This window comes from Arthrobacter cavernae, assembly GCF_017368795.1.
Classification (GTDB): domain Bacteria; phylum Actinomycetota; class Actinomycetes; order Actinomycetales; family Micrococcaceae; genus Arthrobacter; species Arthrobacter cavernae.
Genome location: NZ_JAFNLL010000026.1, coordinates 57,145 through 79,335, shown reverse-complemented (window position 1 = coordinate 79,335; position 22,191 = coordinate 57,145). Strand labels below are relative to the sequence as shown.

The window sequence follows — 22,191 nt, the reverse complement described above, 5'->3', positions numbered from 1 at the left end:
CACCGGATTCCCGGTGCCACCGCCCTTTGTCATGCCCTTGGGGCCTCCTCGCAGCCAAAGGAGCCGGCTATGCCAATGCGGGTTCCGTCAGCCCCCGGAGGGCCCGTCGTCGAGCGCGTAAACCCGGCGGGCGTTCCCGGACGCAATCATCTGCGCCACACGGATGGCGTCCGCTTCGGACCAGTCCTCTTGGCGTACCCAGCGCCCCAGCGTTTGCGCCATGGAGCGCCGCCAGAGGACCGAACCCAGGACATGGAGCTCCGGCAAGCCGAAGGCATCAGAGGAGTACAGTTGCTTCGCGAACGGGGCGAGCTCAAGTGACTCGGCCACAATCCCAGTGCTCCGGGCGCCCACGTAGTTCAGGCTCAGGCCAACATCGAAGTAGACGTTGTTGAACGCCTGGGCCAGGTAGCCCGCTTCCCGGTGGTACGGATAGCAGTGCAGCAACATCACGGGAGTGCCATGCAATGCGGGCTGGCGCAGCAATCCCAGTAGCAGCATGGGATTGGAGCGGTGCAGGTCCATGTCACGGTCACCCAGCCCCACGTGGAACTGGATGGGCAGCCGGTATTCGGCGGCGGCGTGGACGATGAAGGAAATGATCACCGGGTCCTGGATCCTCAGTGCGCCGCGGGTGTCCTGCTTCCACCGTGCCACTGCTTCCGCCAGCAGCGGGTCACCCGGGTCCGACCAGTCGATGTCAAAACCGCAGCGGTAGGCGGCAATCGTCTTGAAGCCGACGACGGCGGGCGCCGCCTGCCTGAGTGCCTCACGGAAATCTGCGGCAAATGAGGAGCCGGACTCCGTTGTGCCGGCCACTGTTTCGGCCAGCGGTTCCAGCCGAAGGATTTCAGAGCTTCCCGCGCCGGAGTCTTCGGACATCTCCGCGGGCGTGGAAATATCCGAGGAACTGAACCCCGTGTCGATGATCCAGTGCTCCACCCCCGCCTTTCGCAGCAGCAGACGATTCAGTTCCACGGGGGCCAGCTTGCTGCGGGCCGCCCAGTATTCGTCGGCAGTTGCATGCGGCGCCAGCCCCAGGAGGGGCGCGCACCACCGGCGGATGGCAAAGCCCAGCTGCGAGTCGAACTGGGTCATGAAATCCGGAATCGGGTCCGGGGACCCTTCGTTGATGGCCTGTTCGAATTCGCTTCGCGTCACGGTTCCCGTGAAGCACCCGTGGACGTGATGATCCACCAGGGGCATGGAGCTGATGGCGTCCGCCAGTCTGGCGGGGACGCCGCCGAGCCCGGCCAGAATATCCAGGTCACCAGGCTGGTCTAACGAGCTCATGGCAAAACCTTCCCGCTTGGCTCCGGCTCTTGCCCATGGAACGTAAGTCCAGCTCCGTTGTGAGGGATCAGACTGACCAGGCAAAGCGAACTGCGGCGGCAATTTCTGCCGCGGTGGAGTCTTCGTACTGTTTGGCTTCATGGCGGCGGACGGCAACCACAGCCTCCACGATGTCCGGGCCGAGGATCCGGTCCGCCAGCGCCGAGTTTTCGAGTGCCTTGAGAATCGTGGATTGTTCCTTATTGAGCGCCATGGCTGCGTATCCGGCGCTCTCAGCAGGATTGATTGCCACCTCAGCGGGCAGCGGAAGCTTTGCCCGGATTCCCTCCAGCGCGGAGCCCAGCAGGGCCGCTGCCGCAAGGTAGATATTGGCACTGGGATCCACGATCTTCAGTTCCACATTGGCGCCGTGCGGGTTGCCGGCCGTTCCGGCGAGGAAGCGGACGGCGGCCTCACGGTTCTCCAGCCCCCAGCACGCGGAGGCACCGGCCCAGCTCCCCGGCTGGAGCCGCTGGCCGGAAATGATGGATCCAGCGTAAATGCCCATGAAGTCGTTCAGGCCGGCCAGGATCCCGCCGATCGCTGAGCCGCCTTCGGCGGTGATCCCGTGCGGGCCGTCGCCGCCGTCGAACAAGGTCCCGCCCTCCCTGGCCAGGGAAAGATGCAGGTGCGCGCCGTTGCCGGATCCTCCAACCCATGGCAGCGGAGAGAAGGAAACGGTCATGTTGTGACGCGCCGCAACGATGCCGATCAGCAGGCGGGCCAGGATACACGCGTCTGCCATCCCCACCGGGGCGGCCGGGGCCAGGGAGACCTCAAACTGGTCCTCGCCATATTCCGCGTGGATCTGTTCAGGCCCCACACCGGCCTTTTCCAGCGTTGCTGTCAGGTCCACCAGGAATTCGCGGTGGGCCACCACTGATTGAAGTCCGTAGGCGGCCCACGAGGTCTTGGGCAGCCGGCCGCCGTCGGGCGTGCACAGGGTGAATTCAAGTTCCGTCCCCATCATCGGGAACAGCCGTTGTTCCGCTGCACTGTCCACGATGCCGGCAAGGCGTCCCCGGGCGCATAGAGGTGACGCGGTGCCGTCCTGATTGTGGAAGTTGGCCGGCCCCCAGGCCAGTCCGTCGTCCACCACGCGCACCTGCCCGGTGTCCAGCCGGAGGCGGAGATCCCCTACGACGCCGATCGAGGGGGTGAAGGCGATGCCGTTGTCCACGCAGAAAACGTTCCAGGACGGCGCGGCCCCCATCCCGGAGTCCTGGAAGGCGGCCAGCCGGCGCAACGGAATGCCCTTCGCCCGGGTGACGCCGGCAAGATCGACGACTGTCCCCACCAGCAGGGCCACCCCGGATGACTCGAGCTGCTTGAGGACGATTCCCACTGCGTCCGTTCCTGACCTGTCAACAACGCTGTTCACGGCTATTTCCTTCCGCTACCGTCTGGTGCTTTCCATCGTGCGCTTTTCGAATGTGTTGCGCTACGGCAGCGGAAAGGTTAGTGAAGACGGCCGACGCCGGCTCGAGTCCATCGAATGAATGCGCCTCCTGGCCGGTCCAGCCGCTCAATGGCCGCGAGGCAGCGCGGGTGGACCAGTAGGGTCGGCGACCCTGCGGTCACAATCGGGTTCCTGGGAAACCTTTGATCATTTGGGATACCAAAGTGTAATCTGAGTCACATTCCTTAATGTGATAATCCTATTCCGCATTATGGAATGCGTCCGCGAGGCACGGACGATACCTTCAGAGCTCAGTAAGGAGCGCACTGTGGATAAGGAACTTGCCCGGGAGGCCTCCGCATCACCGCGGACCGGAACCCTGGCCAAACAAATCGAAGGCGCGTACCAGCGGATCGGCGTGACCGGCGCCCACCGCCAGATCGTCTTCATGATCCTTCTGGGCGTCTTCTTCGACGCCCTCGAGCAGAACGCCGTGGGCATCACCGGCCCCGTTCTGCGTCAGGCCTGGGGGCTGGGAGCCACCGAGATCGGCCTACTGAACACCATGACGTTCACGGCCACGGCCCTTGGCCGGCTGGCCACCGGGCTGATCGTGGACAAGTACGGCCGCCGGCAGATGCTGGTCATCAACCTGATCATCTTCGCCGGCGGTTCACTGTTGTGCGCCGTCGCGCCCAACTACCCCATCCTCGCGGCGGGACGCTTTGTGGTGGGTTTCGGCCTGGGCGGCGAGATCGCGGTGGCCGTGATCATGATGGCGGAGTTCTTTGCCGCCAAGCACCGCGGCACGGCCGTGGGACTCATCAACGTGACAGCGGCAGGGCTCGGCAACATGCTGGCCCCGGCGTTCGGCATCCTGGTCTTCACCCTCTTTGACGGCCCGGACAAGTGGCGCTGGGTCTTCGGCCTGCTCTTCATCCCGGCCCTGCTGGTGATGTTCTTCCGCAGGTACGTCCCGGAAACACCTCGCTTCCTGGCCTCCAAGGGCCGGATCGACGAGGCCAACCTGGTGATCACACGCCTGGCCCGCAACAAACTGTCCGGCCCCATCAACGATCCCGAGCAGTTCATCACCGCAGTGCCCGACCCCGTCGAAGCGAAGAGCTCCGGCCACTGGAAGGATGCCCTGCGCGGCAAGCTGCTCAAGCGGACCGTCCTGCTGTGCATCGCCGTCTGCATGTCCTATGCAGCGCAGATCTCCATGCTCACGCTGATGCCCACGATCCTGGTATCCCGCGGCTACGCCGTGAACACGAGCCTGTGGTTCACCCTGATCATGCAGTCCGGCTCCCTGGTGGGCGCGGCGACGGCGGCCTACCTCGCCAGCCGCTTGCCGCGCAAGAAGGTGCTCACCGCGGCGGCCATCCTGGGCTGCGCTGCCGGCCTGTCCATGGCCTTCCTGGCCAACGACATCGTGCTGGTTGTCATCTTCGGCGCACTGTTCAACTTCGCCGTGATCATCCTGAACACCACCATCTGGCTCTTCGCGCCGGAGCTGTACCCCACCCGCACCCGAGGCTTCGGCACCTCGATCATCCTGGCTGCCGGCTCTCTCTCGGGCGGCCTCTTCCCGCTGATCTCCGGCGCCGTGTTCGACTCGTCCGGCCTGCCCGGCATGTTCACCACGCTGGCAGTCCTGTTCTGCATCCTGGCAGTGGTGGTTCAGTTCCCGCCGGAAACCTTCGGCAAGCCACTTGAGGAAGATGCCGACGCCGGCTCCGGCGACGAGGAGGCCGCGATCTATGGGCACTGACTCCTTGGGCACCGACGCCTTGGGTACCGGGCCTGCCACCGGCCGTCGAGGCACGGTGCTGCTCGTCAATCCCAACACGAACGCGAAAACCACGGAGATGATGACGGAGCTTGCCACCGCTGAGCTCACCCCGCAAGGGCTCGACGTCGTCGGTCTGACGGCCGCGGCGGGGCCAGCGATGATCATCGATCCAGGGTCGCTGGCCGAGTCCGCGGCACACGTCAGAACCGCGGTGCTGGACTACCTTGCGGGGCAGACTGGCGGAGACGTGGTGGCGGTGATCGTCGCCGCCATCGGGGACCCCGGCCGGGAGCAGCTCAGCAAAGAGCTGGCCATTCCCGTCGTCGGCATCGGCCAGGCTTCCATCCACGCGGCATCACGGAGCAACCGCAGCTTCGGCATGGCGACGAGCACTCCGCTGCTGGCCGGTTCCCTGGCCAAGCTGGTCGCCACACACGGCAAGTCGGAATGGTTCGCGGGAGTCCGCTTGACTCCCTCGGAGCCACTGGTGCTGGCCGCCGACCCCGAGCAGCAGTACCAGGAACTCGCTGCCGCCGTCCGGGAGTCCTCGGAGACGGACGGCGCCGGGGCAGTCATCATCGCCGGCGGGCCGCTGAGCGCAACGGCCCGCCGGCTGGCCGAATCCTCCCGCGCGGAGATCATCCAGCCGGTGCCCAGTGCATGCGGGCTGGTGCTGGAGATCCTCGGCTAACGCACCGCTGCTGACGCACGACGGCGGCACTCCGGTGCCGCCGTCGTTTTCGCTTCTGGTTTCAGACCGTGGCGGGGTCCGTGTTGGCGCCGCAGAGAATCACGGCCACGCGTTCCCCCTCCTCCGGGACGTAGGCGCCGGAGTGAAGGGCGGCGAAAGCCGTCGCAGCCCCGTGCTCCACGATGACGCGGTACTTCTCCCACAGGAGGGAGCGGGCCGCAACGATGTCGTCGTCGGAGACCAGCACGGTGCGGACTCCGGTGCGGATGGCGACTTCGAAACCGGCCCGCCCGATCTGCCGGGCCCCCAGGGAATCCGCGGCGACCCCGGACACGGGAACGTCAACAGGCGTCCCTGCCGCCAGGGCTGAATGGAGGGTGGGAGCATTGGCCGGCTCAACACCGACCACCCGTGCCCTGCCCTCGACGGCGGCCGCAACGCCTGCCATGAGCCCGCCGCCGCCCACGGCCACCACCACGGTGTCCACCTCGCCCAGCTGCTCCAGCAGCTCTGAGCCGATGGTGCCGGCCCCGGCAGCAATTTCGGGCTGGTCGTAGGCGTGGCAGTAGACTGCACCGGTTTCGGCGGCGTATGCCATCGCGGCCTCGTAGGCCTCTGCATACTCGGCCCCGTGCTGGACCACCTTGGCCCCGATGGCCCCGAGCTTCTTGACCTTCACGGCTGGCGCGGTCTCGGGCACAAACACGGTGGCGGGCACGCCCAGCTGTGAGGCGGCGTATGCGTTCGCCAGGCCCGCGTTGCCGCCCGAGGCCACCACGATGCCCACATCGTCCTTCAGCTCACCACGTTCCCGGCAGGCCAACACCCGGTTGAAAGCCCCCCGCGCCTTGAACGTGCCGGTGTGCTGCATGAACTCGCACTTGAGCCACACCTGTCCGGGGAAGCTCCCCGGATCCACCTCGATCACCGGCGTGCGGCGGACCTTCCCCGCGATGCGGGTGCTTGCTTCATCGACGTCGGCGCGTGTGATCATGTGGAAATCCTCTTCCGTTCGGGCAGATCCTGGGCAAAGCCAGCCTCAGGCTATCGCGATCAGGTAGGGCTGGAGCCCTAGCTGATCACGTACCAGAGCCTGGACTCCCCAAGGACGTGGCCGAACAATCGGACGTCAACCGGTGTTCGGCGCGGTCCGTATCAGGGCGTCACTGTCAGGGCGTCACTGCACGTTGGCAGTGACGGTGGCACTGCCGTTGATCGTGAAAGTGCAGGTCTTCGTCTTGTTTCCGCCGCTTGAGCACGTTCCGGACCACACGACGTCCCGGTTGTTGGTGGCTCTGAGGGTAATGGTGGTCCCCACGGCGAAGGACGCCGAACCGCTGCTGCCTACCGGTACGTTAATGCCGGCCGGGGTGGAGGTGATGCTCTCACCGGAGCGCCCTGTCGCCGTGACGGTCAGCGTTGCTGTTACCGGCTGCGGTGTGACGGTCAGGGTTGCCGTGCGAGTGATTCCTCCGGCACTCGAAGTGATGGTTACCGCCGTCGACGTCGTGACGGGGCTTGTGGAGACCGTGAAGCCGGCGCTCGTCGCCCCGGCCGGCACGGTTACGCTCGCCGGAACCGTAGCCGAGGTGCTGCTGCTCGACAGCGCGACCACGAATCCGCCCGAGGGCGCGGCCGCGGTCAGGGTGACTGTTCCCTGGGATCCGTTGCCCCCGACTACGGTGGACGGGCTCACGGAGAGCGCGGAGAGGGCCGGCGTCGGTGCCGCCGCTTGGGGGGTGAACTGGCGCACCGTGGACCATGCGCCGGCCGTCCCGGCCGAGTTGATTCCCTGTACCCGCCACCAGTGCTGCTGTGCACCCAGCACTGGAGCGGTGAACTGCGACGCCGTCACGACCTGGTTCACCACGATGGGCGCAGTGAAGGTGCTGGAGTCGTCGATCTGGATGCGGTAAGACGTGGCAGCGGTGACGTCGGACCAATCAAAGAACACCGGCTGCGGGGGGCTTGCACCCTGCGCCGGGGTCAGCAACGCCGGTGCGGCGGGTGTAGGGGGCGGCGTGACCCCTGTCGTGTTCCGCAAAACGGCGAAGGAAGGAGCCGCTCCCACAACTCCCAGCGCGAGATCCACCTTGCCGTCGGCGTTGAAATCGGCCGGGATGATGGCGAAGCCGCCGATGCTGGACCCCGAAGGCGGCACCAGGAACATCACCGGCGTCTGGAAGGTGCCGTCGCCGTTGCCGTTGCGGATCTCCATCAGGCCGTCGGTGCCGTTCCCAAGGCTAAGGGCCAGGTCCAGGAAACCGTCCAGGTTGTAGTCGGCCACCGCTTGGAACTGGGGGACGCGGAGCCCCGGCTCCTGCAGGAGCAGCGGTTGGCCAAAAGTTCCGTTTCCGTTGCCGAGCAGGACCGCTGTCTTGCTCCCGTTGAGCGCTACAGCCACCACCAGGTCCTCAATGGCATCCCGGTTGAAATCGGCGACGTCCACATCGGTGGCGTCCATGCCGAGGTTGTTCTCCGCAATCAGCGTGAGCGTCGGCTGCTGAATAAACGTTCCGTCCCCGATGCCGAGCAGGTTCACCACCCGCGCGCGTGAACTGGCAATGCTGAGGTCCTTGATACCGTCGCGGTTGAAGTCGCCCACCGCGATTTTCGCCGACTCCGTCCCGATGTCGATCTCCCGTGACGGCTGGAAGGTTCCGTTCCCGTTTCCGAGCATCACGCTGATTGTCCTCCCCACCACGCACGGCGCGGTGAAACAGGCGATCTGATGGCCGACGACGACGTCGGATTTGCCGTCGTTGTTGAGATCAGTCGCGACGATTGTGGGAGCGTCCAGGCCGGACGTGTTGGGGAAGTTGATGGCCGCGTTGAAGGTACCGTCGCCTTTGCCGGTTAACAGGGACAGACTGGTCTGCGGATTGTTAATGGTGACCATCAGATCCAGTGCCGCATCGCCGTTGAAGTCGGCTGCGGCAAGATCCTGGGTGAAATCCGCGACGGCGTACTCGGCTCTGGCTCCGAATGTCCCGTCACCGGCATTCAGGAGGACCGCGGCGGACTGCGCCCCCTGCCCCGCGATGTCTGCCTTCCCGTCCCCGTTGAAGTCGGCAGCGACGTGATTGTTCCCAAGCTGCTGATAATCGCTTCTGCTAAAGGTCGGGGCCGTGGTCGCGGCGTCGGCAGGACCGAGACTGACAAGCCCCGCCAAAAGTACAACTGCCACCGCCAGAGCGCTGCGGACGCTAAGCGCGTATTTCATCAGATCCTCCTCGGAGTCCCCAAGACCGCGCGCGACCATCATTGGTCCGCACCACGAAGCATCAACCAAAGACCTTGGAAATTTCTGAGGCTTCCCCGCATTGGTCACGCGTCCCCGTATTTTGTGCCGTCATCTTCCGGCAAACGGCAGGAAACAATGTCTGGCTAACGTTGAGTGCAGAATCTATTCGGGGGAGGCACGAATCATGCGTGTAGGACTTATCCGGGCATTGACGACGTCGGACCGGCGTCTGCTACACACCCATGGAAGGCTGCTGCAGAATACTTTCGGTTTCGACGTCACCACCCGCTGCATCCCTGACCAGCCATCCGGGGTTTACAACGAAGAGTCGCTCAGGGCCGCCGTGCCAAAGGTGGTGGAGATCGCCCTGGAAATGGCCGGCGGTGTCGACGCCCTGATCATCAGCTGTGCCGCCGACCCCGGGCTGGCCGAAACGCGCGCCCTCGTGGACATTCCGGTGATCGGTGCCGGTTCCGCCGCCGCCGCAGCAGCCCTGGCATTCGGCGGCGGGGTGGGCGTCCTTGGTTTGAAGCACCAGGTACCGGGCCCCATCTCTGAGCTCCTGGGCGAACGCATGTTGTTGATTGACGGGCCCGAAAGCGTGGAGACGCCCGATGGGTTCCTCATGCCCACCGGCATCTTCGAGGCTCTCGCCACTGCCCACATGCTGGTAGATGCCGGAGCCGATGTCATCGTTGAGGCGAGCACCGGCCTGACCAGCATCGGCATGGCTGACGTTCTCCGCCACAGGCTAGGCGTTCCGGTAATCGACGCCGTCGCGGCCGCAGGAGCCATGCTCGCCTCGGCGGTGGCAGCCCGCGAGCTGTAGACGGTCTGAGTGGGAGCCGCAACAGAGAACGCCTGGGGACGCGCCCACCCTCCCTATAGTGGATGTCAGCGCCACAGATCGATCACACCCACAGCGTCGAAGGGACCGCCGTCATGGCTTACATCACCGTCGGAAACGAAAACAGCACCAAGATCGAGCTCTACTACGAGGACCACGGCAGCGGCCAGGCGGTGGTCCTCATCCACGGCTACCCGCTGGACGGCTCGTCCTGGGAAAAGCAGACGGCCGCCCTGCTCGGCGCCGGCTACCGCGTCATCACCTACGACCGCCGCGGCTTCGGCAAGTCCAGCAAGCCCGCCGTCGGCTATGACTACGACACCTTCGCCGCGGACCTCAACACGCTGCTGACCACGCTGGACCTGAACAACGCCGTGCTGGTGGGCTTCTCCATGGGCACCGGCGAGGTTGCCCGCTACCTCGGCAGCTACGGCTCGGCCCGGGTGGCGAAGGCCGTGTTCCTCGGGTCCCTGGAGCCGTTCCTCCTGCAGACCGAGGACAACCCCGCGGGCGTTCCGCAGTCCGTGTTCGATGGCCTCACGGCGGCGGTCACGGCGGACCGCTACGCCTTCTTCACCGAGTTCTTCGAGAACTTCTACAACAGCAACGCCTTCCTGGGAACGCCGCGGCTCAGCCAGGAAGCCGTCAACGCCAGCTGGAACCTCGCGGCTCAGTCCGGGGCCTTCGCCTCGGTGGCCGCCCAGCCGACGTGGCTCACCGACTTCCGTGCCGACATCCCCCGGATCGACGTTCCCGCACTGATCGTGCACGGCACCGAGGACAGGATCCTCCCCATCGACATCACCGGCCGCAGGTTCGCCGAGGCCCTTCCCGGCGCCGAGTATGTGGAGATCGACGGCGCCCCACACGGCCTGCTGTGGACGCACGGCGCCGAGATCAACGAAGCTCTGCTGGGGTTCCTGGCGAAGAAGTAGCCGCCCAGCTCGCGAGGAGGCCCGTGCGGTAACAGCGCACCGGCCTCCTAGTTCCTGCCGTATTCCCCGTCGCTGAGGTGCTTGCCCCACTCGGTTTCCGGCCCGTCCTGCCCTTCGCCGAGGGCTTCCCACATGGCCAAGTGGCTCATGAAGTGCTCCGGTGCCGCGCCGTGCCAGTGCCACTCGCCCGGCGGCGTGTAGATCGTGTCACCGGGGCGGATCTCGATGACCTCACCGCCGCGCGACTGAACCAGGCCGATGCCCTGCGTGACGTGCAGGGTCTGCCCGTTGGCGTGCCTGTGCCAGGCCGTGTGGGCTCCGGGCGCGAAGCGGACGTGGTTCACGCGCAGCCGCGAGGGTTCCTCGCCCTTGGCGATGACGTCGAACCAGACCTCGCCGGTGAACATCTCCGCCGGTCCTTTGTTGCTTGGCCTCTTGGCTTGGATTTCCATTCGTTCTTCCTTCTTGATGGTGGATTTGGGGCCCGACGGCGGCGTCAGGCTTCGTCGGCGCTGCTCGCCTTTTCGAGTGGCTGGGTCTGCTCCGGCTGGGCGGCCCGTTCCGGGGTCACCGCTTGCCCCGACGTCGCCGCCCAGCTGCCCAGGAGCCGGAGCTTTTCCTCGGTGGCGGAACCGGGTTCGGCGGTGTAGACCAGCAGCGAGAGCCCGGGGTCGGCTGCAAGGTCCAATGCCTCGAACATCAGGTGGACGTCGCCCACCACGGGGTGGTGGAAGTGCTTGAGCCCGGTGCGGTGCTGGCGCACGTTGTGCGCCGCCCACCGGGTGCGGAACTCCTCGCTGCGCATCGAGAGCTCACCGATCAGCTCGGTCAGGCCGCGGTCGTAGGGGTCGCGCCCGGACTCGGTACGCAAGATCGCCACGGTGTCGTTCGCCGCACGGTTCCAGTCCGGGTAGAACGCCTTGGCGCGCGGGTTCAGGAAGGTGAACCGGGCATGGTTCACCGGCCGCTGCGGATCGCTGTACAGCTCCGAATAGAGGGCTTCGCCCAGCTTGTTGGCGCCGAGGACGTCCAGTCGTCCGTTGCGCACGAACGCCGCGGCGCCCGTGATCGCGTCCAGGGTGAACTGCACGCTTGGCCGGACCTGCTGCTGCCTGGGAGCGCGGCGCTGCCTCGTGGTGGTGCCCGCGGCCCGGGCGAGGTCCATCAGATGGGAGCGCTCGGCCTCATCCAGCTGCAGGGCCCGGGCCAGTGCTTCCAGCACGCTTTCGGAAACGCCGCCCAGGTTCCCCCGCTCGAGCCGGATGTAGTAGTCGATGCTCACCCCCGCAAGGAGTGCCACTTCCTCGCGGCGAAGCCCGGGCACGCGCCGGTTCCCGCCATAGGCGGGCAGCCCGGCCTGCTCGGGGCCGATCCTGGCCCGCCGGGAGGCCAGGAACTCACGAATCTCGTTGCGGTTGTCCACCCAGTCAACGCTAGAGGCTTTCCGGGGCCGGTGGGAGGGCCTGCCGGTACCTGTATCAACAGTCCCTCCCCCGCAAAGAGACTTCAGGGTTGTCTGGATGATGCCCCGCCCCACAGATGACCCCAGCAGCCAAGGAGTAACGCCTGTGCCCGCTTTCCTCACCTCACGCCGTCCAACTGCCCCGGCAGCAGCGGCCGCTTCCAGCCCACACGTTTCCAGTCCGGGTGCCGCCTTGGCCGTCGCGCTGCTCGGTTTCTTCGTCATCACCCTCGACGCCCTGGTGGTCAACGTTGCCCTGCCGGTGATCGGCCAGGAACTGGGCGGCGGCATGACCGGGCTGCAGTGGGTCCTGGACAGCTACACGCTCATGTTCGCCGCGCTGCTGCTCTTCGGCGGCACGCTCTCAGACCGGATCGGCGCGCGCCAAGGCTTTGCCGCCGGGCTCCTCGTCTTCGTCGCTGCCTCGGCCGCCTGCGCCTTGGCGCCCTCGCTCGGCTGGCTGGTGGCGGCGCGCTTCCTGCAGGGCGCGGGAGCGGCGTTGATGATGCCGGCCTCCCTCGCCCTGATCCGCGAGGCCTTCCCGGATCCGGCCCGGCGGGCCCGCGCCATCGCGGTGTGGTCGGTGGGCGGAGCGGTGGCCTCGGCGGCCGGACCCGTGCTGGGCGGCTTCCTGGCCCTGTCCAGCTGGCGGTCCATCTTCTTCATCAACCTGCCCGTCGGCCTGGTAGCCCTGTTCCTGCTCAGCCGCATACCGCGCTCACCCCGGCAGACGGTCCCCTTCGACTGGACGGGCCAGGCGGCGGCGGTCCTTGGCATGGGGGCGCTGACGTACGGGGTGATCGAGGGCGGCGCCGCGGGCTTCGACGCACCCCACGTGCTGGCGTCCTTGGGGATCGCGACGGCGGCGCTGCTCGCCTTCCTGCTCTCCCAGGCGCGCGGTTCCCACGCGATGCTGCCCCTGGACATGTTCCGCTCCAGGCCCGTGGCGGTGTCCATGTCCGTGGGCTTCGCCTTCACCGTGGCCTTCTACGGCCTGGTGTTCCTGCTCAGCCTGTACCTGCAGCAAAACAGGGGCCTGTCCGCCTTGGAGACGGGGCTGGCGTTCCTGCCGATGACCGCGCTGGTGGCCTTCACCAACCTGCTCTCGGCCAGGATCGCCGCACGGTACGGCCCCAAGGTGCCCATCGCCGTCGGGCAGGCCCTCATGGCGGCAGGCCTGCTGGCCATCGCCCTGGCCGCGGCGGAGGCGCCGACCCCGCTCCTGGCGGTGCTCATGATCCCGGTGGGGCTCGGCGGTTCGCTGTCCATCCCGCCCATGACGGCGCTGCTCCTGGACAGCGTCCCGGCTCAGCTCGCGGGGGCGACGAGCGGCGGACTGAACACGTGCCGGCAGCTGGGCGGCGCCTGGCCATCGCGGTTTTCGGAACCCTCATCGCCCACCACGGCTTCCCGGACGGTCTCCGCATCAGCCTGCTGGCCGCCGTCGGGCTGTTGGTCCTGACCACCGCCGCCAGCCTGAGCCTGCATCCTGCACGGCGGGGATGACCAGCCGGCAGCCAGAGGGGTACTGCCAGTACCCGGACCAGCAGGGACTCCCGCCCCGGGCAGGGTTCCTGTTTTCTTGAAGACAGACACGAAAGGAAATCCCATGAGAGCAACAGTGATGTACGGAGCTGGGGATGTGCGCGTGGAGAACGTGCCCGACGCAGCCATCAAGGAAGCCACCGATGCGGTGGTCCGGGTTGTGCTCTCCTGCGTCTGCGGCAGCGATCTGTGGCCGTACGGCTCCATGCCGCACTCCGGGCACGGCCGGCGCATGGGCCACGAGTTCCTGGGCATCGTGGAGGAGCTCGGCTCGGAGGTCCAAGGGCTCAAGCGCGGAGATCTGGTGGTGGCGCCCTTCGTCTGGTCGGACAACACGTGCGACTTCTGCCGCGAGGGCCTGCAGACCTCCTGCCGTCACGGCGGGGGCTGGGGACACGCGCTCGACGGCGGCCAGGGCGAAGCCGTGCGCGTCCCGCAGGCGCAGGGCACCCTGGTGAAACTGCCCGTCGCCGAGGATTCGGCGCTGCTTCCCTCCCTGCTGACACTCTCCGATGTGCTCTGCACCGGCCACCACGCCGCCGTCACGGCAGGCGTGAACGCGCGCACCACCGTGACGGTGATCGGCGACGGCGCGGTGGGCCTGTCCGCCGTGATCGCGGCCAAGCGGCTCGGCGCCGAACGCATCCTGCTCATGGGCCGGCACAAGGACCGCACGGACCTGGGCCGCGAATTCGGCGCCACCGAGGTGATTGCCGAACGCGGCGAGGAGGGCATCGAACGCCTGCACGAGCTCACCGGCGGCGACGGCACCCACGCCGTGCTGGAGTGTGTCGGAACGCAGGATGCCATCAACACCGCGATCGCCGTGGTCCGCGACGGCGGTGCCATTGGCCGGGTGGGCGCGGCCCAGTACAGCCAGGCCCCCCCGGATTTCGGGACCGTGATGCGCAACGTCACCCTGAGCGGCGGAGTGGCCCCCGCCCGCGCCTACATCGAGGAACTCATGCCCGATATCCTTGAGGGCCGGATCGAGCCCGGCCGGATGTTCGACCACACCGTCAGCCTTGACGACATCCCCTCCGGCTACCGCGCCATGGCCGGCCGCGAAGCCCTCAAAGTCCTTGTCCGCCCCTGATTTACGCTGAACTACTCACGACCACTCTGGAGAGACTTATGCTTACCGCCAACGCCTATGCAGCACCGTCCGCCACCGAGGACCTCATCCCCACCACCATTGAACGCCGCGACGTCGGCCCGCACGACGTCCTGATCGAGATCAAGTTTGCCGGCATCTGCCATTCGGACATCCACACCGTCCGTGGTGAATGGGGACCGCAGCAGTACCCGCTGGCCCCGGGCCACGAGATCGCCGGCATCGCCACCGAAGTCGGCTCCGAAGTCACCCGCCACAAGCTCGGCGACCGCGTGGGTGTGGGCTGCATGGTCAACTCCTGCCGCGAATGCGCCAACTGTCTCAAGGGCGAGGAGCAGTACTGCCTCGCCGGAAACACCGGCACCTACGGCGCCGTGGACCGCGACGGCACCATCACCCAGGGCGGCTACTCCACCCACGTGGTGGTCACCGAGGACTTCGTGGTCCGGATCCCGGATGCCCTGGAGCTCGACGTCGCGGCTCCCCTGCTGTGCGCGGGCATCACCACCTACTCCCCCTTGCGGCACTGGGGCGCCGGCCCCGGAAAGAAAATCGCCGTCGTCGGGCTCGGCGGACTGGGCCACATGGCCGTCAAGATCGCCCACGCCATGGGCGCCGAGGTCACCGTACTGTCCCAGTCCCTGAAGAAGATGGAAGACGGCCTGCAGCTGGGCGCGGACCACTTCCACGCCACCAGCGACGCCGGGACCTTCGAGACGCTCGCGGGCACGTTCGACCTGATCATCAACACCGTCAGCGCCCCGATCGACATCAGTTCCTACCTGCAGCTGCTGTCCCTCGACGGCGCCCTGGTGAACGTTGGTGCGCCTGCCGAACCGCTCCCCGTGAACGTGTTCTCCCTGATCCTGGGGCGCCGGTCCTTCGCAGGGTCGGCAATCGGCGGCATCCGCGAAACCCAGGAAATGCTCGACTTCTGTGCCGAGCACGGCCTCGGCGCGGAGATCGAGGTCATCCCGGCGGACAGGATCAACGAGGCCTACGAGCGCGTCCTCGCATCCGATGTGCGGTACCGCTTCGTGATCGACACCGCGACCATGAAGTAGGCAGTCAGCCGCGCGCGCCGTAGCGGAGGTAGACCACGCCGCTGCGGAAGCGGCGTTCGTCCAGCAGCTCGAGCCCTAGGCGGACGCCGTCGGGAAGGAAGCGTTTGCCGCCGCCCACCACAACGGGGGTGAGGAACTGGTGGTATTCGTCCACCAGGCCCGCCCGGATGGCATGGGCGGCGAGCGCCGGGCCGGCGATGGCGAGGTCGCGGGCCGCCGTCGTTTTCAGCTGCCGGACGGCGCCGGCGTCGAAGTTGCGCTCGATCCTGGTCCTGGCGCTGGGGGCCGTGTCCAGGGTGGTGGAGTACACGATCTTGTCCGCCGACCTCCACAAGCCGGCGAAGTCCCGCATGGCGGGCGGCTCGCCGTCCAACTCGAGGGTCTCCCAGGCGAGCATCACCTCGTACATCCGGCGCCCGAAGAGGTAGGTGCCCACGGTCCGCTCCAGTTCGTTGACGAAGGCGTGCACTTCCTCGTCCGGCATGCTCCAGTCGAAGTTGCCGTCCGCGTCGGCAATGTAGCCGTCCAGGGACGTGATTCCCGTGTAGATGAGCTTTGCCATGGCGTGCCTTTCTGCGTGCGCCCCTCAGCGGGCGTACCGTGCGGTGAAGTTCCTGAGGATCTTCATCGGCTCGGTGGCGGTGAACTTCCGGGCGTCCGCCATGAGCTGTTCCGCGCGCTCGGGCGGGAAGTAGCCGGCGTGGCGGTAGGTGTCGATCCGGGTGACGAGCCCATCGGCGTCGACCTCCGGGTGGAACTGGGTGGCGTAGAGGTTCTCCTTGATGCGGAACATATGCACCGGGCAGGCGGCGGAACTCGCGAGCAGCACCGCATGGCCCGGCAGGACGGTGCAGGCCTCCTTGTGGCCGGTGAAGGCGGTGAACCGTTCGGAGAGGCCCGCCAGGAGCGGGTCACGGACCCCCTCGGCGGTCAGCTTGATGGTCACCCCGCCGAGCCCTTCCCCATACGTCCTGTCGATCAGGGCCCCCTGGTGCAGGCCGAGGGTTCCGACGCCGTAGCAGGCGCCCAGAAACGGGAAGTCCGCAGCCACGATCCGGTCCAACAGCCGGGCCAGATCGGATTCCACGCGCTTCTGAGTCTCACTCTTGTGCTCCGGCGGGTCGCTCGAGGTGAAAGGGCTGCCGCCCACGATCACGCCGGAATAGTCCTGAAGATCGAGCTCCGGCAAGGGAGCGGCCTCCATACGGATGCGCTGCAGCTCCTCCGGAGCCAGTCCGCCAAAGCGCAGATATGCCCGATATTCTTCCTCGGCGGCGGCATCCTGGGCACGGGATGCAAGCAGGAGAAACGGCTTCACACGCTAAGTGTGCACCGGGCCGGGCCGGTCCGCTACTGCCCGTCAAGACGCTATATACAAAGCGGAATTCCGGCGTATCCTAAAGCATCGTCGGACTCGTGATGGCGGGGAAAAAGATGGTGCGAAAGAACCGACCGAAGCTTGGTCTTGCCGCAACCCTTGGCGGGGTGTTCGGCTTTTTCATGGTGAGTGCTCTGTGCGGTGTTCTGGCCGCCAGCCTCCTCCTTCCTGCTGTCGCTTTTACGCAAGCCACTGTGGGAAGTTCCGTGTCCTTTTTTGATACCCTTCCCGCTGAACTCGAGGTCAATGCGCCGGCGCAGTCAACAAAGGTCCTTGCCTCGGACGGCCAGCTGATTGCCAGTTTCTACGCGGAGAACCGCGTTAAAGTTTCCCTTGATCAAATCTCGCCCTACATCAGGCAGGCGATTGTCGCCGTCGAGGACCGCCGCTTTTACGAGCACAACGGCGTGGACACCCAGGGAATTGTCCGCGCGCTGAGCTACAACCTGACCAAGAACGGCAGACAGGGCGCTTCCACGCTGACGCAGCAGTATGTCACCAATGTTCTCAACGAATCACGGATTTCAGCTGACCGGGGCGATCTGGTGGTGCTCAGCGGGCAGAAATCCGTCGGCGACAAAGTCCGCGAAATCAAGCTCGCCCTCGAACTCGAAAAGAGATACACCAAGGACCAGATCCTTGAGGGATACCTCAACATTGTGTTCTTTCACCGGGACGCCTATGGGATTGAGGCCGCGGCCCGGTATTTCTTCAGCACCTCCGCCAAGGACCTCACCCTGCCGCAGTCGGCCCTGCTCGCGGGCCTGGTGAACAGCCCCAGCCTCTACAACCCCACCGTCAATCCCGAACTCTCGCTCAGCCGCCGCAACCGCGTGCTGGCCGACATGCTTGAGCAGGACATGATCCAACAAGCAGAGTACGACGCCGCCATCGCCACGGGCGTCGACCTCAAGATCACGCCCGCGAGGCAGGGTTGCGCTAACGCCGTGATGGCGGTGTACTTCTGCGACTACGTCTCCCACCTGATCTTGAACAACCCCGTGTACGGGGTCTCCCTCACGGAGCGGAGGAATTTCCTCTACCGCGGCGGCCTGACCATCACCACCACGCTGGACAGCCGGCTGCAGCCGGTGGCCCAGGCGCAGGTGGACGCGACGGCTGGCGCGAATCCTGACAAATGGGGCTCGGCCATGGTCTCGGTGGAACCGGGCACGGGCAGGATCCTCGCCATGGCGCAGAACACTGTGTACCTGCCCGAACCGGGGAAGTTCGACACCCAGCTGAACTTCAACGTGGATGCCAAGGATGCCAACGGCAACGACCTCAACGGCGCCGGCGGCTTCCAGCCCGGGTCCACCATGAAGCCCTTCACCTTCGCGCAATGGCTTAACGAGGGCAAGTCCATCACCGGCGTGGTGGATGCCTCCCGCCGCGTGTACCCGGTCGGATTTCCGTGGAGATCCAGCTGCGGGAGGGTACTTGGTGGCTACAGCACGGCGCAGATGAACGCGGGGCTGGGCGCCGATTTGGACCTGCAGAACAACGACCTCGGCTACTACCGCCCAATGCCCGTCAACTACGGCCTCTACAACTCCATCAACACAGCAACCTTCGCGTCCGCCGCACAGCTGGACTTCTGCGGCATCCAGAAAATGGTGGACACCGTGGGCCTCCACAGCGGCCTGGACAACGCCCAGATCAACATGCACCAGCTGGGCAACCTGCTGGGCGCCATCGGTGTGGCACCGCTCGTCCTGGCCAATGCCTTTGCCACCTTCGCGAACGATGGCAGGTACTGCGCTCCGATCGCCATTGCGGCCGTGACGGACTCCTCCGGACAGAAGTACCCGGCCCAGACCAGCGAGTGCCGGGCCGCCGTCAAACCCGAGGTCGCCCGGGGCGTTAACTCCGTGCTGCAGGACATGATGAAAGTCGGCTCCGGTTACTGGATCCAACCGAAGGTCCACAACGTGGTGCCCGTCGCGGCCAAGACCGGCACCAACAACACCAACGGCTCCACCTGGGTGGTCGGCTACACCACGGGCATCGCCACCGCCTCCTTCTTCGGCGACACCGTGGAAGGCCAAGGGCGGCTCGGCCGGGACCTCGTCATCAACGGCACGTACTACAAGAACCTTGACGGGTACATGCTCGCTGGCCCCCAGTGGGCCAACTACATGGTGGCCGTGGCCCCGCTGTACCGGGCGGATCCCTTCCCCGCGCCACCGGCATCCATGGTCCAGGCACCGGCACCCAAGGCACCGGCACCCAAGGCACCGGCACCCAAGGCACCGGCACCGTAGCCCAGACCTGTCGCCCCGCGGTGACGGCCGCGTTCCCAGCCACGTTTCTAGCCGCGGCAGGCGTCCCGGTTCGGATTCGCCCGTTCCACGTCGGCGGCACACTCGGCCTGCCCGCGGGCGCGCAGTCCCGCCACAACGCCGTCGACGTCGGCCCCGCTCCGGTTCTGGCTGAGCTTGGTCTTCGCCTCAATCCGGGTGATGAGCAGTTCGATGCCGACGGTCGCGCGCAGCTGCCCGGCGATGTAGCGCTCCGGCGCATCATCCACGGACCACGGCTTCTCGAACCCGGCTTCGTGGAGCCCGCTCAGCCGCCTGACGTGGTTGCCGAGCCACACCGGATCGTCGTGGATGACCAGGGTGCCGTACACATGGGCCGTGGAGTAGTTCCACGTGGGAACAACGCGTCCGTGTTCGGCCTTCGAGGCGTACCAGGAGGGCGAAACATAGGCGTCCGCGCCTTGGATGATGACGAGTGATTCTCCGATGGCGGGCTCGGACCATTGCGGATTGTTCCGGGCCAGGTGCCCGTGCAGGGCGCCGTGTTCACCGATGGAGGGCCCATGAATGAAGGGCAGCAGCGTGGCGATCATGCCTTGGGAGGTCATGGTGACGAGGTTGGCCGCGGCGGGCCGGACGAGGAGGTCATGGATGGCTTCGGGGCGGGCTGCGAAGTGCGCTGGGATGAACATGGGTCTAATCCTTTGCAGGCTCAAGTAACTTTATGGCGGAGATGCGGGGCGGCGCGGGCGCCGGCCTGAGCCGGACCCGGACGGCGGCGCCGGCGCAGAGGATGACGGCCAGGCCGCCGATGAGGGTCGTCCAGCCCAGGGCCTCGCCCAGCAGGAGTCCGGCCCAACAAATGCTCAGGACCGGCTGGATGAGCTGGATCTGGCTGACCTGGGCCATGGGGCCGATGGCAAGACCGCGGTACCAGGCAAAGAAGCCCAGGAACATGCTGACGATGCCCAGATAGGCAAACGCGGCCCACTGGACCGGGGTGGCGGCCGGCGGCTGCTGGGCCAGGGACAGCGCCGTCAGGGATACCATGAGCGGCGATGCGATAACCAGGGCCCAGGAGACGGTCTGCCAGGAGCCCAGTTCGCGTGCCAGCAGGCCGCCTTCGGCATAGCCGATGGCGGCGGCCACCACGGCGCCGAGGAGCAGCAAGTCTGCCGCGTGGAATTCTCCGAGGCCCCCGGCCTGCGCCAGCCCGCCGGCCTGCGCCGATCCGCCGGACATAGACGCGAAGCCGATCGCCGCGACTGCTCCAAAGGCGGTCATGGCCCAGAAGGCCCGCGGCGGACGTTCCCGGCTGCGCAGGACCACTGCGGTGGCCGTCGCGGCCGGCAGCAGGGCGATGACCACCGCGCCGTGGCTGGCAGGAACGGTGGTGAGCGCGTAGGAGGTGAGCAGCGGGAAGCCGATGACGATGCCGCCGGCAACCACGGCGAGCCTCGCCCACTGCACACCGTGCGGAAGCCGTTGACGGGTGAGTGCGAGGGCAAGGGCCGCCAGGACCGCGGCCAGCACCGCCCGGCCGGAGCCGATGAACAGCGGCGACAGCCCGCCCACCGCCACCCGGGTGAACGGAACAGTGAAGGAGAATGCCGCTACTCCGAGGAGGCCCCACCACAGGCCGGTAACCGGCTTGGACGATACCACTGGGCGAATCAGCCTAGTAGCGCTACTATTGTCTCTCATGAACAACGATAGCAGTTCCCGGATTGCGGCGCGACTGAAGGAATGGATCGCCGGAGCCGCACCGGGATCCCGGTTGCCGTCCACCCGGTCCCTGGTGGCCGAGTACCAGGCCAGCCCGGTGACCGTGCAGAAGGCACTACAAGCCCTCGCAACGCAGGGACTGATCGAGAGCCGGCCCGGCGTCGGGACGTTCGTGCGGGCCGTGAGGACCGCGCGCCCCTCGGACTACGGCTGGCAGACGGCGGCGCTGCGAGCGCCCCAGGCTCCGCTGCGCCCCGCCTCGGCCGCGATGCGCAGCACGGCGAACGATGTCATCGCGTTCCATTCCGGTTACCCGGACCGGGAACTCCTGCCGGAACGCCTGGTCCGTGCCGCTCTCACCCGGGCGGCCCGTGGCGACGCCGCCTTGTTCCGGCCACCGACGGCGGGTCTTCCAGAACTGCAGTCGTGGTTCGCGCACGAACTCGGCACGGCAACCCCGGTGGGGGTCATGCCGCCAACTCCGAGCGACGTCATTGTGCTGCCGGGGAGCCAGAGCGGCCTCAGCTCGATCTTCCGGGCGCTGGTGGGCGTCGGGCAGCCCCTGCTCATCGAATCCCCCAGCTACTGGGGCGCCATCCTGGCCGCGTCGCAGGCCGGCGTCCGGGCGGTCCCCGTGCCCAGCGGAGCTGACGGCCCCGATCCGGACGAGCTGGCCCGGGCCTTCGAGGAGACCGGCGCGCGGATGTTCTACGCACAGCCCAACTTCGCGAACCCCACCGGGGCCCAGTGGTCGGCCCAGCGGGGCCAGGAGGTCCTGGACGTGGTGCGCAAGCACGGGGCCTTCCTGGTTGAGGACGACTGGGCACACGACTTCGGCATCACGGCCAACCCCGTCTGCCTTGCCGCGCAGGATGACTCCGGCCACGTGGTGTACCTGCGCTCGTTGACGAAGAGCGTCTCGCCGGCCATCCGGGTGGCAGGGGTCATCGCCCGCGGCCCGGCGCGTGAACGCATCCTCGCCGCCCAGGCGGCGGAGTCCATGTATGTGAGCGGCCTCCTCCAGGCGGCAGCGCTCGACGTCGTCACGCAGCCCGGGTGGCAGACCCACCTTCGCGGACTCCGCCAGCAGCTCCAGGCACGGCGCGACCTCCTGGTCACCAGCCTGCGCGAGCACGCCCCGCAGGCCCACATCAGCAACCTCCCCAAGGGAGGGCTGAATCTCTGGTTACGCCTGCCTGACGGAAGCGATCTGGAGCGGCTGACCCGCGACTGCGAGAGCGCCGGGGTCATCATCGCCGCCGGCACGGAATGGTTCCCGGCCGAGGCCGCGGGCCCTTTCATCCGGCTCAATTACGCGGGGCCGAACCCCGGCGCCTTCCCGGAGGGCGCGCGCATCCTGGGCCAGGCCATCGCCCGCAACATCACCTAACCACAGACG

Annotated in this window: 19 protein-coding genes; 9 read left to right on the top strand and 10 right to left on the bottom strand. The window is 66.9% G+C overall.

Annotated features, from left to right (window positions below; translation table 11 throughout):
• Window positions 1–87 precede the first annotated feature (87 nt).
• Both J1902_RS11740 and J1902_RS11735 read right to left on the bottom strand, forming a co-directional pair.
• Complete coding sequence (locus J1902_RS11740) at window positions 88–1,293, bottom strand: amidohydrolase family protein (protein ID WP_207616435.1); 1,206 nt, start codon at window positions 1,291–1,293, stop codon at window positions 88–90.
• A 67-nt stretch (window positions 1,294–1,360) separates the two neighbouring features.
• Window positions 1,361–2,713, bottom strand: coding sequence for a type I glutamate--ammonia ligase (locus tag J1902_RS11735; RefSeq protein ID WP_307794436.1), 1,353 nt, complete (start codon window positions 2,711–2,713; stop codon window positions 1,361–1,363).
• Between the two features lie 346 nt (window positions 2,714–3,059).
• Here J1902_RS11735 and J1902_RS11730 point away from each other — a divergent pair, with 346 nt between their 5' ends.
• Window positions 3,060–4,505, top strand: coding sequence for an MFS transporter (locus J1902_RS11730; RefSeq protein WP_207616434.1), 1,446 nt, complete (start codon window positions 3,060–3,062; stop codon window positions 4,503–4,505).
• Window positions 4,495–5,217 (top strand): aspartate/glutamate racemase family protein, encoded by a 723-nt coding sequence (locus tag J1902_RS11725; protein ID WP_242701922.1) that lies wholly within the window; start codon window positions 4,495–4,497, stop codon window positions 5,215–5,217. Before J1902_RS11730 ends, J1902_RS11725 begins: the two co-directional genes overlap by 11 nt.
• A 61-nt stretch (window positions 5,218–5,278) precedes the next feature.
• On the opposite strand, the gene J1902_RS11720 is transcribed toward J1902_RS11725, so the two are convergent.
• Both J1902_RS11720 and J1902_RS11715 read right to left on the bottom strand, forming a co-directional pair.
• Window positions 5,279–6,211, bottom strand: coding sequence for a threonine/serine dehydratase (locus tag J1902_RS11720; protein WP_207616433.1), 933 nt, complete (start codon window positions 6,209–6,211; stop codon window positions 5,279–5,281).
• 183 nt (window positions 6,212–6,394) lie between these two features.
• Window positions 6,395–8,440 (bottom strand): FG-GAP repeat domain-containing protein, encoded by a 2,046-nt coding sequence (locus J1902_RS11715; RefSeq protein WP_207616432.1) that lies wholly within the window; start codon window positions 8,438–8,440, stop codon window positions 6,395–6,397.
• A gap of 205 nt (window positions 8,441–8,645) precedes the next feature.
• On the opposite strand from J1902_RS11715, the gene J1902_RS11710 reads away from it, so the two are divergent.
• Together J1902_RS11710 and J1902_RS11705 are read left to right on the top strand one after the other, a co-directional pair.
• On the top strand, window positions 8,646–9,290 hold the full coding sequence (locus J1902_RS11710; protein ID WP_207616431.1) for an aspartate/glutamate racemase family protein: 645 nt from the start codon (window positions 8,646–8,648) through the stop codon (window positions 9,288–9,290).
• Window positions 9,291–9,403: 113 nt separating this feature from the next.
• Window positions 9,404–10,243: an alpha/beta fold hydrolase gene (locus J1902_RS11705; protein ID WP_207616430.1), complete on the top strand. Its 840-nt coding sequence runs from the start codon at window positions 9,404–9,406 to the stop codon at window positions 10,241–10,243.
• A gap of 47 nt (window positions 10,244–10,290) precedes the next feature.
• Here the strand turns inward: J1902_RS11705 and J1902_RS11700 are convergent, their stop codons facing one another.
• Together J1902_RS11700 and J1902_RS11695 are read right to left on the bottom strand one after the other, a co-directional pair.
• A complete protein-coding gene (locus tag J1902_RS11700; RefSeq protein WP_207616429.1) occupies window positions 10,291–10,695 on the bottom strand; it encodes a (R)-mandelonitrile lyase in 405 nt (134 codons plus the stop codon).
• Window positions 10,696–10,739: 44 nt separating this feature from the next.
• On the bottom strand, window positions 10,740–11,666 hold the full coding sequence (locus J1902_RS11695) for a helix-turn-helix transcriptional regulator (protein WP_207616428.1): 927 nt from the start codon (window positions 11,664–11,666) through the stop codon (window positions 10,740–10,742).
• Window positions 11,667–11,811: 145 nt separating this feature from the next.
• Here J1902_RS11695 and J1902_RS11690 point away from each other — a divergent pair, with 145 nt between their 5' ends.
• The 3 genes from J1902_RS11690 to J1902_RS11680 all read left to right on the top strand — a co-directional run bounded on the left by J1902_RS11690 (window position 11,812) and on the right by J1902_RS11680 (window position 15,428).
• Complete coding sequence (locus tag J1902_RS11690; RefSeq protein ID WP_207616427.1) at window positions 11,812–13,167, top strand: MFS transporter; 1,356 nt, start codon at window positions 11,812–11,814, stop codon at window positions 13,165–13,167.
• A gap of 147 nt (window positions 13,168–13,314) precedes the next feature.
• Window positions 13,315–14,346: a zinc-dependent alcohol dehydrogenase family protein gene (locus J1902_RS11685; RefSeq protein ID WP_207616426.1), complete on the top strand. Its 1,032-nt coding sequence runs from the start codon at window positions 13,315–13,317 to the stop codon at window positions 14,344–14,346.
• 38 nt (window positions 14,347–14,384) lie between these two features.
• A complete protein-coding gene (locus J1902_RS11680; protein ID WP_207616425.1) occupies window positions 14,385–15,428 on the top strand; it encodes an NAD(P)-dependent alcohol dehydrogenase in 1,044 nt (347 codons plus the stop codon).
• A gap of 4 nt (window positions 15,429–15,432) precedes the next feature.
• Here J1902_RS11680 and J1902_RS11675 read toward each other — a convergent pair whose 3' ends face one another.
• On the bottom strand, window positions 15,433–15,990 hold the full coding sequence (locus J1902_RS11675; protein ID WP_207616424.1) for a dihydrofolate reductase family protein: 558 nt from the start codon (window positions 15,988–15,990) through the stop codon (window positions 15,433–15,435).
• 24 nt (window positions 15,991–16,014) lie between these two features.
• On the bottom strand, window positions 16,015–16,746 hold the full coding sequence (locus J1902_RS11670) for a glutamine amidotransferase (protein ID WP_207616423.1): 732 nt from the start codon (window positions 16,744–16,746) through the stop codon (window positions 16,015–16,017).
• A gap of 116 nt (window positions 16,747–16,862) precedes the next feature.
• On the opposite strand from J1902_RS11670, the gene J1902_RS11665 reads away from it, so the two are divergent.
• Entirely contained in the window at window positions 16,863–19,070 is a 2,208-nt protein-coding gene (locus J1902_RS11665; protein ID WP_207616422.1) for a transglycosylase domain-containing protein, read from the top strand.
• Between the two features lie 47 nt (window positions 19,071–19,117).
• Here J1902_RS11665 and J1902_RS11660 read toward each other — a convergent pair whose 3' ends face one another.
• On the bottom strand, window positions 19,118–19,759 hold the full coding sequence (locus J1902_RS11660; protein ID WP_207616421.1) for an FMN-binding negative transcriptional regulator: 642 nt from the start codon (window positions 19,757–19,759) through the stop codon (window positions 19,118–19,120).
• 4 nt (window positions 19,760–19,763) lie between these two features.
• A complete protein-coding gene (locus J1902_RS11655; protein WP_207616420.1) occupies window positions 19,764–20,771 on the bottom strand; it encodes a DMT family transporter in 1,008 nt (335 codons plus the stop codon).
• Between J1902_RS11655 and J1902_RS11650 the strand changes: the two genes are divergently transcribed.
• The gene (locus J1902_RS11650; protein WP_207616419.1) at window positions 20,770–22,182 is read left to right on the top strand and encodes an aminotransferase-like domain-containing protein; all 1,413 of its coding nucleotides are present in this window, start codon (window positions 20,770–20,772) and stop codon (window positions 22,180–22,182) included. The two genes, J1902_RS11655 and J1902_RS11650, sit on opposite strands and share 2 nt — an antisense overlap.
• Window positions 22,183–22,191 lie beyond the last annotated feature (9 nt).